At 43.9% G+C, this 13,609-nt stretch carries 8 protein-coding genes; all 8 read right to left on the bottom strand.

Annotation, left to right across the window (positions count from 1 at the left end; all coding sequences use genetic code 11):
- Positions 1 to 74: 74 nt before the first annotated feature.
- Positions 75 to 2,726, bottom strand: a complete 2,652-nt coding sequence (locus tag HC728_RS03240) for a DEAD/DEAH box helicase (protein ID WP_190395121.1) — start codon at positions 2,724 to 2,726, stop codon at positions 75 to 77.
- A 1-nt stretch (position 2,727) separates the two neighbouring features.
- Entirely contained in the window at positions 2,728 to 4,551 is a 1,824-nt protein-coding gene (locus HC728_RS03235) for a site-specific DNA-methyltransferase (RefSeq protein WP_190395120.1), read from the bottom strand.
- A gap of 80 nt (positions 4,552 to 4,631) precedes the next feature.
- Positions 4,632 to 5,570: a WYL domain-containing protein gene (locus tag HC728_RS03230; protein WP_190395119.1), complete on the bottom strand. Its 939-nt coding sequence runs from the start codon at positions 5,568 to 5,570 to the stop codon at positions 4,632 to 4,634.
- A 255-nt stretch (positions 5,571 to 5,825) separates the two neighbouring features.
- On the bottom strand, positions 5,826 to 7,454 hold the full coding sequence (locus tag HC728_RS03225) for a Tn7-like element transposition protein TnsE (RefSeq protein WP_190395118.1): 1,629 nt from the start codon (positions 7,452 to 7,454) through the stop codon (positions 5,826 to 5,828).
- A 10-nt stretch (positions 7,455 to 7,464) separates the two neighbouring features.
- Positions 7,465 to 8,982: a TnsD family Tn7-like transposition protein gene (locus HC728_RS03220; RefSeq protein ID WP_190395117.1), complete on the bottom strand. Its 1,518-nt coding sequence runs from the start codon at positions 8,980 to 8,982 to the stop codon at positions 7,465 to 7,467.
- Between the two features lie 2 nt (positions 8,983 to 8,984).
- A complete protein-coding gene (locus HC728_RS03215; protein ID WP_049845552.1) occupies positions 8,985 to 10,643 on the bottom strand; it encodes an AAA family ATPase in 1,659 nt (552 codons plus the stop codon).
- Positions 10,643 to 12,727 carry a DDE-type integrase/transposase/recombinase gene (locus HC728_RS03210; RefSeq protein ID WP_190395116.1) on the bottom strand — a complete coding sequence of 695 codons (2,085 nt, stop codon included), beginning with the start codon at positions 12,725 to 12,727 and terminating at the stop codon, positions 10,643 to 10,645. Before HC728_RS03210 ends, HC728_RS03215 begins: the two co-directional genes overlap by 1 nt.
- Positions 12,714 to 13,544 carry a TnsA endonuclease N-terminal domain-containing protein gene (locus HC728_RS03205; protein WP_190395115.1) on the bottom strand — a complete coding sequence of 277 codons (831 nt, stop codon included), beginning with the start codon at positions 13,542 to 13,544 and terminating at the stop codon, positions 12,714 to 12,716. Before HC728_RS03205 ends, HC728_RS03210 begins: the two co-directional genes overlap by 14 nt.
- Between the last annotated feature and the right edge of the window lie 65 nt (positions 13,545 to 13,609).

The following is a 13,609-nucleotide window of genomic DNA, read 5'->3' as shown; positions in this document are numbered from 1 at the left end:
TTCCTTTTGAGTTTCGCCCCTTTTTCAGAAGGGGCGACAAGGTTGGAGACAACACAACACCAACAAATGACTCATTAATTCAATTCAGGCACGATCTCTTGTGACCAACTGTCTTCCATCAGCATTCTGAACGACATACCCCCCGATGCGGCTTCCAACGTAAGCTCACCAGCATCTACGGCCGTCTTGACGTGCTCAGTTAAAAGTTCAAACAAACGGCGTTTGTACACAGTGTCGTCATTCCCTTTTAAATGCTCGCCCTTGGTTTCCAACACAGAGAAGCGGTAACTGCCAGAGTCCGGCTGTTCGACGCACACCAACAAGTCAGGGTAAACCTTTTGCTTTTGCCAGCCCTGTAGGCTGTACTCACGCTGATTTACCGCAATGCGATGCCACCAATACACAGACTCTTGTTTGTCCAAATACCAAGCTGTGTCGCGCTCTAAATTGTTCAGCCCATTTTGATAGACCTTTTCGAACAGGCTTTTTTCGAGTTCAGATCCATCTTTGCGGCGAAGCACCTGATCATGCTCACTGACATTAACCTCTAGGGTTTGCGCCAACTCCCAATTTAGCTTTTCGTTATCAGAAGCAAGTAGACGTAGGGAAATATCTCCCTTGTCCAACTTAGATCTGAAGATTTGCTCCGATAATTGCGCAACCTGCTGTTTAATATCGCGCTTCATTTCTTTGAGCAGCTCAAGGCGGTTAGTAAACAGCGCTTCCTCTGTAACCCCATTGCTACGTAAGGTGTCTAAGGTGTGCGTTAACACCCGCATGGCTTGCCATGGGTTTGGAATAACATCGGTGAGCTGCCTTACCATAAAGGAGATATCCAGGCCTGCACTGGGGTCAAACTCGATGTTTTCGTGAACCGGATCGGCCAAGTCCAATTCGCCTTGGTTATCCTTGGACATTTTGTAGTCGATTCGGGCAATCGTACGCTTTAACTTGTCGTCCACTAGCTGGAAGTTCTCAGCATTCAAATAAGACAGCGATTCCCAATCTAGGTCACCCAGCACATCCCGTTCATAGTCAAACAAGCGGAAGCCGTCTTTGTAACCTGCATCACGATGCAAAACCCGAGGCAGGAATATTTTAGGGAGGTTACGAAAACGTTCTCTACGCAATAAGGTTTCTTTGCTCACTACTGCGGCGGGTTTATTGGCTTCTGTAGCTTTAACTTGATTCGCCACATCTCCCATACCTTCTTCTTCTAAACCTTGCTTAACACCCGCAACTGCTTCCATCACATCCTGATCAAAGGTGTAGACATAACACTCATCTAAGCTTGGTTTTTGCGTCAATCGCGCATGTGGTTGACGTAGTACCCGGCCAATCATTTGGGTGATTGCCGTTTTTGCGGTCATTTTTGACAACACGGTTAACACATAAGCAAAGGGGCAATCCCAACCTTCACGTAGCGCATCCTTTGTGATGATGTATTTAACGGGGCACATTTCGCTGAGCAAATCATCATCACCCAACTCGTCTTTGTCAGACGTTTTCAGGCGAATTTCATTTTCATTTACGCCCAGTTTTTCCATCAAATACTCGCGGGCGTCTTCCGCATGCACAAAGGCTGAATCTCGTTGGTCTTTACCTGTGCGCTCAACACGGATCAGCATGATAGGACGAATATAGCGACCGGTTTCGTTTTGTAGCTGTCCGGCATCCTGTTCAAGCTCAGCCAATTTAGCGTGCGCAAGCGACAAGGTATGCTTCCAGTCACTTTTGTCTTCGTTGATTAAGTTGATGGGCAACTTAATCATTTGCTCATCTTTCAACGCTTGCCCAGACACATTCACCAGCACATTTGAGTGATGCTTACCGTTTGCGTTAGGCGTGGCAGAAAGCTCAAGAATAAACTTAGGGTTAAAGCCACACAGGGTTTCTCTTGCGGTTTCGCTATAGGCTTTATGCCCCTCATCCACAATAATCACTGGGCGAACCATGCGTAACACATTGCCTAAGCTTTGTTTGACTGACACTGAGCCTGGGGCTATGCCTTCTTGCCAACCGTAATCGGATAGATCGTTACAATCTAGATTGCGAATACTGCTCAATAGCGCCTCATTGGCTGTGGTGTCATCTTCAATCGGGAAGAAAGTGGTAAATCGCCCGCTATCACGGAACATGCGTAGGGTTTCTTTGGATTGACGCGCACTGGATTGCAGCATCAACAACATAACGCACAGGTTTTCGTCGGCATCTCGCTTGGTAAAGGAATCGCTCTTTTCGAGCATTTTTACGCGCCCACCCGAAGCTCGCTCTAACATTTGTCGATACGGATGCTCACGATTAGCCAACTGTTTCCAGGTTTGCTTGTAAATGGCATCCGACGGCACTACCCAGAGCACCATACCGGTTTGTTGGGTAAACAAATCCGTTTGCAGGCGCTCAACCGCCGCCACGCCAAGTAAGGTTTTACCACCACCTGTCGGCACTTTCAGGCACACATTAGGAATTGGCCGCTCTAAGCCGTCAAATCTTGTGACATACGGCGCAGGCACCAAGTTGCCACTTTTGTCTTTAAGTAGGTCAATACGGCGCTCCTGTACCAGAGCTTCCCACGTATCTTTGGCGTAATCGGTTAAACGGGCCTCTTTGCCTTTCATTTTCTGAAAAGCGACAAAGTCTTCCGCTTCTTCCTTGGTGTCGGCCAGCTTTTTCAGGTAATAGTCCAGTTTATCCAGCACACCATTTTGGTAGTCTTTTAACTCCATGTTACGCCCCCATAATGCGATGGATAGCGTAAGGCAACTGGCAAAACTCAATGCGTTTTTCAGTTAAGTCCTTCTGACTCATAAATTTCGCGACAGCAAAGACAATGGTGCGCTTCTTCGTAGCATTGTTGTTAGCAATCGCTTCTACTTTGTCCGCGTTTAATGCCGCTTCATTTGAGCGCAGCCACTCGCTATCTGGACGATAAAACAGATGAATACGGAATAAGTCTGTTTCACCGATAAAACCATCGGCAGAGGCTTTAGCGACCGTTTCTAATGATTGCCCTGTGGCGGTATAAAACACATAACGTGCGAGCGCGTCGAATGACGGCATGGCTTCGCCGGTAAGTAAGCTTTCAATTTGAATCGGTTCACCTAAGGTGCAATAGGTGAAACTGCCGCCAATGCCAGGCGCAAACTCATCCACTTTGCGCTCACCGGTGACAGTCAGCACACCGTCTTTGAGCTCTTTTTTGATTTTGTCGAAATCTTTGCTGTGTTTTGCTTCAACTTTGGCTATTTTTTCAAGGAGTTCTGCGTGCTTTTTCTCAAAGACTGACCAAGTGATTTTTTCAGAAAGCAGTTCTTGCTTTTGGTTGCCTTTGAAGGGGTATCCGTTGATAACACGGCGAACACGCTCAGCGGTCACCTTGTCCGCATAATCCTCACATTCGATCAGAATAAATTTACGATTACCTTCATCACTCTTATTAGCCTCCAACACTGCGTGTGCCGTCGTACCTGAGCCAGCGAAAGAGTCAAGAATGATAGAGTTATCATCCGTAGCAATTTTCAATATTTTGCTTATCAGAATAGAGGGTTTGGGAGTTGGGAAGGGTGATACACCATTAAAAATTTTTGAAAGCTCAATGCTTGCGCTTTGGGTGCTACCGGAATCACTGTAATCCCATACGCTGCGAGGGACTACTCCCTTCGCTTCCGATAGAAACTTTTTCAATCGAGGTTTGGTACTTTTTCCGTCCTTTCCCCAGTACAACATATCGTCATTTTGCAATGCAATTGTCTTCTCTTGAGAAAACTTCCATACGGCGGTTTCACTAGGGTATACAACATCACCGGTATTCGGATTTGTAATGCCATAGTAAAGGTTTGGCCTTTCAGATTTAGATTTATTACATGTGTATGTACCTGAGCTCCACGCGCCTCGTTCTTCACCATCTGAACTAGTGTAATTTTTTAATTGTCCTTCATTCATCGGCAAACGATTTATAGACCATTCATCTTGATTCTTTGCATAGACTAAAAGCCAATCATGATCGCTACTAAAGTATTCTGCATCATTAGATGGAGACACTTTCCTTTTCCAACATATTGATGTGATAAAATTTTCGCGGCCAAATATTTCATCCAATAAAAGCCTTAATGCGTGTTGTTCATCATCGCCAATTGTAATAAAAATACTACCGTACTCGTTTAATAGCTCTCTGAGTAAAATCAGCCTCGGCCACATCATGCAAAGCCATTTGTCATGACGCTCCATATCTTCTTTATCAACGGGATTGGCAGACTTTTTTAACCATTCCTGCATCAGTGGTGAGCGCACGTTGTCGTTATAACACCAGCCTTCATTACCGGTGTTATACGGCGGGTCGATAAAAATGCAGTCTACTTTACCGGCATGAGTCGGCAGTAACGCCTTGAGGGCTTCAAGGTTGTCGCCATGGATGATGAGGTTGTCATCCAATGATGCCGCCTTGCCTTCCTGCGGTAACGATTTATCTGCAACCACTTTTAGTTCACGAAACGGCACACTCAGGTGGTGTGAATAAACAAACTGCTTACCTTTAAAATCCAACGTTGGCATCGGTATTCCTTAAATTCTTAATTAATTCTGATGATTAATCTCTAGTCATAAAAAACGGTTGTCTGGGTTGTGCTCATCGTCTAAGTGACATAACCCGGTGCGATTGCGAGGTTTTGCACACCATAAAGCGCGGCACGATTGTTCAATGCCAGTTGGCATTGACTGGTTGATAAGCAAGCACTCTCGGAACAGTCGACATTCCAGAGTCTAAGCAAATACCCCGCTGTTGCTGCTCTAATCTCAACCTTCATCACGCCCTCCGTCATGCCATAGTCCAGCTCTATCGCTTCGCTGTGTTCAATGCGTGGGTGTGGTACTAACTCTAGCTCTACAAAGCGGTTCCATTGCCGGTCTTGGGTTTCGAGCTCACTTTCTTTAACAACAGAAGGCGACAAAGTGGAATCTTCAAGCACAACCGCTGCTTTAATTCGGGTCAGCACAAAGTCACGGAACTCACCATGCTTACGGTCAAAACCACGAACATGCCAACGCAGGCCATTGTCCACCAGCGTATGCGGTACAATTTCACGCGTTGTTTCACCACTCGATAACGATACATAGGTGATACTCAAGGCTTTGCCTTTGTGTATGGCCTCGGTGACTTTCGCCACTATCGATAGATTCGGCTTGTTAAGGTGATAAGGCGCTTCACACGCAAGAGGTGGTTTTACCTTTCCAGTAAAGCCATCTCCGTACCCTTGGCTAATCGTCGCCAGCGTTCTCACAACGTCATAGTCGAACAAGGGTTCAAATGCTTCACCACGTTTATGCAACTTGAGCTTTTGGTCATACTCAATGTTACCTGGCGCAAACTCTCGGTACATTGTGAAGTCTTTCGTTGCTTGTGCAGCGGCAATGCTGAAGCGATCAACTAAATCCGCCCGCACCGCTTCGCCCTTAAACAATAAGGTGAAATCGATGTGGGCAATGCGATCCCTGGTTGCTTGTGGCAACTGCGCTATCTGCGAAAGCCTATCTGGCTTCGCCACTACCGTTTGTTTCAGAGCATCATTTGTCATGCGTCTTGTTTATCCAATTCAACCAGATTCTTAAAACTCTGTTTATAAAGTACGGTCAGACATCGCGTAATCACATTGAAAAGCGTCACTCAATGCTGCTCTTTATCCGCAATGACTAATCAATCTCTATTGGTTGAAGCTGGACAGATGGCTATAAAACACTGAATAGGCTTCAACCTAATTAATTTTATTAGGTATCATCCTATCACAAATTATTTTGTAGGGAAGACTAAGCGACCACTTTTGATCTGTAAGCTAGAGTTTATCTGCGACTCTTCCTGCCCAATCTAAGATTGATTCTGTAGGAATTCCCGCAGGGTGTCCTTCAACGGATTTCGGGTGAGAAATACCAATATGCTTTTTGAAGCCAAACATGGAATCCATTTCCTTTGTCGGCCATCCCAGAGACTTTGTCACTACGCCTTTTTTGATTCGAGAAAACTGCTCTTTCCAATTGCGAGTATCAATCTGCCGTATACATTTTGTGGAGATCCATTTACTCAGACCTGTTACATCAACTTCGAGCAAGTAATTCACATGACCATTTCGCTCCACGACAACGCAACGAATCGTTCTCTTTGCATCAGAGTCAATCAAGTGGCATTTACTACGTCCAACCTGATCCAGCTCATGAGTGTACGAGTCAATGATTGTACAGGCGTATTTTTCCTCTAGCATTTGCACCATCATGTTAAAGGCCGTAAAACGAGAAGCATACTCCTCCGATCGATCAGTGCAATCTTGCATACCTCCTCCCATGTCTGCCGAAGGTATCTCACCATTACTACCAGGCTCATTGGTACTGACCTGATCACCAGCTTTCTTAGCTGCATCTTTGCTACTATCTGGCCGATGACTCCTTTTGGGGGTTGTTGCTTTCGACGTTGAAAAACGATTTTTAAACCTTACTGAGCAGGTACTTTCACCTAGTAAGAATGCATGGTTAGCATCGGAAGCCTCACGATCATCATCGATAATATGATCTTCTGGACGCTCGTATGGTTCAGGGCCTTTGCCACCAATGGTTGGCTCTTGGCCTTCATCTGGATGCGTAAAAGACGGGTTATGGAAATAGACCCTAGACGGCATTTGAGCATTAATTTCAATATCCGTGATCTTTTCAACCAGAAAGTAGCGGCCACTTGCATCAAGCCTGCCTTCGTATTCGAAAGACCATCCAGCCATTTGGGGAGGATCGAAGTGAAATAGCCAACGCTTATACCCCGCAGATACATCTCGGTCCTTTTCGACGTTGAAATATCTAAAAATCGACTCAAATGAACGCTTTGCATTACTATCAACAAGTAACCAGCTCAACATTGCTCTTGTTGCTGAATCATTGAATGCCGAAGGAGGAAAGTTTGATGTTTGCAACACTTCGATATTGGCATAGTCCTCCTTGGTGTTAACTTCGACCTTGAAGTCTGTAAGCAAACGAGAAGACATTAATGACGCTCGCGATAAGTAAGAGCTGGCATAAAATAGGACCCTTGCCAACTCTAGCTGAGGAATAATCAGTTTAGGGGCAGCGCCTCGGTCTAATACAAATGCATGTTGCGCTGACTCTTTCTTTCTCAAAGACTCTGCTGACTCTGAGTCGGGGAACTCACTCAAGTTACTGTGTCGAAGGAGCTCATTACTTCTAAATTTATGACGCCCTCGTTTAGCGTAACTTTCTGATAACCCTCTTTGATTAATTATTTTTCCTCGATACAAAGCAGGAACGTTAGAAAATGCAGTCGCATGAAAATTATTTTTCTGCTGTGGGGGATAGCACCAAACCTCAATTAAAGGCCGGTAAGACTTATCACTTTCCCGCACCAATATCTTACCAGTATGAACTACACGCACATCATCATCACACTTGTAAAACCTCGCTCCCATCAGTACATCCTTATTTTAGATTTGATCCCGTGGCTACCCAGCCAAGTAAGTCGTCGACAATTGGCACTATTCTTTCTTTAGGAAGGCTTGCTGAACGCATCAATTGCCAGCGACTCATTCCTGAACCTGTTTTTGATTTTGCGATTACAGCTATGATTAGCCGACGAGCTTGAAACTCAAAGACGCTTTCTTGATACCGATTCAAAGCAAAAGATAGCAAGGGTAACAAGTTCAGTTTTTTGCTCACCGAACCGTAATCATCTAGCTGCTTAAGTAAGAAATTTTTGCTTCTTCGAGGACCATCAACAACAGTATCTAATCGTTCTACAATCCTAATAAGCTGCTTAGTTAGTGATCGGTCTCTTGCTCTCCAATCTACTTTTTTCTGCCTTACATGAGGTTGGGATTGATGGACTCGATTGAAAGCTAATAGCCAATCTCTATCATTTCGGTACAGCCAAGCATACAGTGCACCACCACCAGGAAGTTTGCGTGCTCTCTTAACCGGGGCGTTACCTATTAAGTGACGCCACAGCTCACGTTTTTCTTCACTTGGATTTGGCACAAGCTGAGCATTGTCCTTCGGGATCGATACCGTCACTTTATCTTTTGATTTTACTTCTTTTATGATCTCACTAGCCGACATTTCAGGAATAAAAGCACACCAAACCGTTAAGTGCTGTAGATAGCTAAAAGCTTTACGATGACGGCGAAATAACGTGCGAAGCCAGTTAGTATCTCTATCAGAATTGATGGTTAGCTCAGGGGTAACGATCTTGCTTACAACTAAGTCCGCAATCTTATCGTGAGCAACCTGTTTAGGGCCTTTTCCACACCCAAAGTCGTGTGCTAGATGATTGTAGAAAAGGCTCCATTGATGCTGAGTCGGGGAGCCTTGGGCTGGTAAACACATTACCTCTTTAGCTTTGCTCGCTAAGTAAGCAAACCGCTGCGCTGTTATATTCTGGTGGTTACATAAAAAGGGCTGACATTGTATTCGGCCACATGCATGGTACGTGTGCCGACTATCATGGTAAGAGGTTGTCGATTTATTCAGAAGGCCGTGCTCAGGGCAATAAGGTAAGGATGGTAAAAACCACAACCTAGACCAATAACTTTCCCCAAATTTTTGTTTTTGCTCCGCGACACAAGCTGGGCAAACACAAAAATCATCTGATGTTTTTACAATAGAAGCTGGGGCTCCTAGCATTAGATGAACAGAGCCCTTAGCGCAATGTTCCATTCGCTCCATCGCTCTAACCCTAATGCTTTCGTCAACAAAAGGAGCGTAAATCGGGAACATCGTATTTTCATAAATAAGCTGTTGGACGTCAAATCGTCCCGTGTTAACTAGCTGCTCTGATATTGAAGATAAATGACTAGGCAGGTCAATTGTCGCAATCACTTTTCTGTCACCATACACTTCATCTAGTAGCTGTTTAGAGCTTATTATCGCACTGCGAATTCCAGCTCTAGCTACTAAGCTATAGATTAATTCATCTGGGTAAGGGACAGGGAAGCAACGCAATATTAAACCGCCTTTTCTAGTAATGACTGAATGTCTAGAATCAGACCCGAATTTGACATTGCGGTGTACACTTCGCTATCAGAATCAGATTGAGAGTGAACAAACCTCAAATCCTCACTATCAAGGGTATGCCATTGCGCCTGTTTAATTGAGGAGGCCCTCTTGCCTTTACTTGGCTTAGGCTCTTTTTTAGATAGTAACTGTTCAGGGTTAGTGAGTTGCTCATGTACCAGTGGCAGTAAGCTGACCCATGTCAAATCTGGATTCAGGTCAAACAGCTGTCGTATTACAGGAGCTAAAAGTGTTGAGTCAAACTCGTCTTTTAGGGCCATATATACACGTCGCTCTTCATCGGTTCTGAGCTGTTGATATGCAAACTCCTCTGGTGTCTGCTTAACAGTTGTTGCTACCTGTTTTTGTAACTCAAGTAACCTTTTATCAGTATTGCTTAGTTTAAGATCTGAAAACTTAATCATTTCTTCAACATCACCTGAGCGAAGCGCTGCTAGCATTGGATGAACAGGTTTTAATTCATCCTCATAAACTTGTTGCATTAATTTAGGTGTGATCCTTTCTACTTTTGTCGCTATTGCTCTCAACTGACACAAGACATATAGCTTAACCACAATATCTAGAACACCTTGGCTCAGGTCATACCATAGAGAACGAATGTCATCCGACAGCACCTCATCACGTTTTTGTAGCCATTGAAGAGTCCATAACTTATCCGTGAGCGCTTTCCATTCTCTTCCTTCTTCCATTGGATCCCAAAAAATCGCTCCAAGACCAGAGCCTCGCCTTGCAGATCTCATATCAGCCTCAAATATCTCACGAGCTCGTGGTGTCCCGACCAAAATCACAGGAAGACCAATGGTATTTACTAACGTCACAAAGAAATTGAGCATTTTCTCAGATCCACCAGAGCGAGAACGACTAAGGTGCTGTATTTCATCAATAATAAGAACACCTACTGCGTGAGCATTTGCAACCTGAGCCATTGCTGCTAAAAGTGTTTCAATACTCGGTCTTTTGCTCATCGAGTATTGTCTTTCGTAATTTGATGTTCCTAACGCTCTATCCATCGCACGAAAAAAGTTCAAGCACAGCTCTTTAAGTGATCCATCATGGGAGCAGTCAATTTTTAGATAGACGACTTGCTCAAGGTTTCTGTCAGGGTGGTAAATAACTTGAGGGTATAACGACAAAAGCTGCTTGATCGCTGTTGTTTTGCCATTACCGCTACATCCAATCAATGTCATACTTTGGGCTGTAGAACTAACTTCCGTGAACTTTATCGCCTTTAAATCACCAGTTAATACACGTTCGTAACCATTTTGTATATGTCTTGCCCAATCACCTGTTTCGGGGTTTCTTCCAACATAACCACGCCGTATCATCAGTGACAGTCGTTCGTGCAACTGTATGTGCTGACTGAGGGGTTGAAAAAAATCATCAATAACACGACAGATACTATGCGCTCTTTCAATACCATTTCGATGGATATCTTCTGCGGTACACCTCAACGAGCCCTTTAGAGCACTCGAGTCGTCCAAGAAACTATTTATTGGTGGTAGTGCCTCTATCAGCGGGTTACCTCGATAAGCTGAGAGTGTTGCACCTTGATAGACTGCAACTACACGATGATCTTGATTTCTCTTCATCAGCTATCACCCTCATCATCAAAGAGCTCCGGTATGAAGTCAGGCAGTTGATAACTTTCCTCCTCTCCATGTATAGGTATAACCGGTGCAACTTCTTCTTGTTTTGCCCTCGCGGGCTGTATTGCTAGTTCCTTTCTCTCTTGCTCTCGCGCATGCCGTTTATTGCCTTTGATGTCATTTATCTTTTGCGCGTTGCTCAATGTACTGGTTTTACGATTTTTTGTAGCTTTCTTCAGTTTCTTTTCAAGAAGATCATCAAAATCTCGTTCTACGGGTGCAAATTGATACTTAGCTTCAGCTAAAATCTGCTTTTGATCTGCTTGACGCTCCCATACTTGATACCAAGTTAGATCACGGAACTCTCTACTTCGACTAGAAAGATCACAAACCCAAAATGTATTTTTTCCTTCTTCAGGAAACAGATATATGTGATTAGCAGAACCAAGCTCATAGGCTGCAAATAGTTTTTTAGGTCTAGACACTTCCGAAGAACGGTGCATCCAACCTGTCTGAATAATTTCTTTTCCTGTGTAGGTTAATCCCCATAACTTTATGCCCAATTCAGATACAGTGACTTTTTGACGAGGTAACAGCAGTATTTTTGCAATATCCGTATCAATAGCTCGTAAACGCCCAGTACGATTCTGTAGGCCCCACCTCCAAAGCTCAATAGGGATCGATGGAAGGCTTTCTGGCATATCAGGAGCACGATCGTACTTATCCAATGGCTTGTTTAAGTTGTGAGCAAGTATTGAATAGAGCAGTATTTCAATAAAGTCTGATCTCGCCACAGCAGCTTCAACTCTATAGTCTCTTTCACCATGCTTCTTAACCTTGTTACCAGTTACGACACCTGGCATATAGGGCTTGAACTTAGCCTGCAATGTACCAAATGATCTCTCGACAATGCCTTTAGCATCGCCTCTTCGAGGTGGAGCACTTTCAAGGCGAACACCAATAGCATCAACCAAATAATTTGCTTGATGGCTCATCAATTCGCCACGATCAGCCAGCAACACATCGGGAATGCCTATGCATGGCCACTGTTCTTCTGAAATATCGATACCATATTTTGCGCAAGTTTCTATTTTGCTGCTAAAGCTGCATATCAGTGCTTTCATTGCAACGGGGAAAGATGGGTTATCGAAACCAATATAAAACCCTGCAACCATACGGCTAAAAACATCAATGACCATATAAATCGTCGGCCGACCGATAACCTTGTCTGCATCGTCATCATCGACCAAGTAAATATCTGCAATGGTGGCATCAATCTCATATCGACTCCCTGGGCCTAAAGCTTGCTCGGTTGCAGTTCCATGTAGTGGCCTAACATCTTTATTGTAATTGCCTTGAGGTGTTTGAACGGTAAGCTTTGTGACATTGCTATACTCGGTTTTGTAGAAGTATCTAAATTGGCGGAGTGTTGGAATTTCATGCTCTTCAACACCTGGGTTCTTTAACTTATATGCTTTTGAAAACTTTCTATGTGCATAAGCAACGGAGTTCCCTTTATCATTCATCAAATATTTATCACAAATAATTCGGAACTGTTTTCTGATTTCTTCAGTGACTTGTTTGCCATCACCGACACCGTAAACCCTAGACTTACCAGCTTTATTTGTTGTGAAGTTTCTTCTCTTTCCGGCAGCGCCTGAGTTTTTGTAGTCTGGTATTAGGGCATTTTTTATTTGTCCACGCTGCCAATATCTCCGAACTAAACGATAGATGGTCGATTTGGTTTTATTTGAATTGGCAACCGCATGACTAACCCTTTTTGCTCGAACCCTTTTGTCAAATGCTCCTTCACCATCTACGATAGGCTTAATCAAATCAAAGTCGTTCTGCCTTTTCTGATATGCATTTGACTCTTTGGTCCAAGACTCTCCTTGAAGGTATGAATAAGGGTCCGGAATTTTTTCTATACGCCCTTCATCAACCCAGTTACGGCATTCATCAAAATAGACTCTTTCCGGTAAACCTTTATCCTCATCAATAGCAATCCAATAGAAGTAATTTGTCTCGGTAAAAAGCACGCGGTAAGCCTTACCGTCAAACGCTAGAGTTTCGTTAACTGGCCACATTACGATGCCCCCCGAACAAAGAAACGCTTCTAAACGCAATTTCTTTCGCTTTCAAACTATGAAATGGTAAACGAATATCGAACGTTATAAGCCTTGCTGCACACATTAAACGAATATCATAAAGCGACTGACCAAGATCTTGCTGGTATGCCATGTCATACTCTTTACACAGATCAACGACTTTTCTTTCTGGGTGTTGAACAAAATAAGCACTGATATGCCCAAAAGTAAGCGATAGCTCATCCGTTATTACTTCATCAAAGTACCCCTTAACCCCGTATAACCACTCAATATTCGATACGACTGTTTTGTCTATCTCTTTATCTGTTACGAGGAACCAGGGGATTCTTTTTAGCTGCCAATAACGGCGTTCTATTTCTAGCTTCTCAATAGTTCTCGGATCTTTAAAGTCTTTGGAATATTTTGCTTGAATAGCGAACTTGGGCTGAGTTTTAGAAGCGGTGCTAACCAAAAAGTCAGAGGACATGACAAGATTTACCCCTCCTTGCGAAGGGTGCCAAAGTTGACCGTCGTTGGAAATATTGAGAGTGTCATCTCTGTTGAGTGGAAACTGCTCACGAATGTCTGTTACGGCAGGGTTATGGTCTAGAAGGAGAAAGACTGCGAACTCAAGATCCGATAGTACATGATGAATCCGCCCCGTTAGGTGAGAGTAAACTCTCTGAGATCGACCTTCTGAAGGAACCTCATTGACATACAGCCACGGCTTATAGCCAGAAAGCCTTCCTGCACCTCGGCCTTCACTTATCCGCTTGATGATCTGCTTTTCAGTTAAAACGTACTTTGATTTTGCCATAACAAAAACCCGGTCAACTTTTAATCAGTTTAACCGGGTTTAAAAAGTTTTCAACTTTAGTGGTA

The organism is Aliivibrio sp. S10_S31 (genome assembly GCF_014694495.1).
GTDB lineage: Bacteria > Pseudomonadota > Gammaproteobacteria > Enterobacterales > Vibrionaceae > Aliivibrio > Aliivibrio fischeri.
This window is presented reverse-complemented; position numbering and strand designations above follow the sequence as displayed.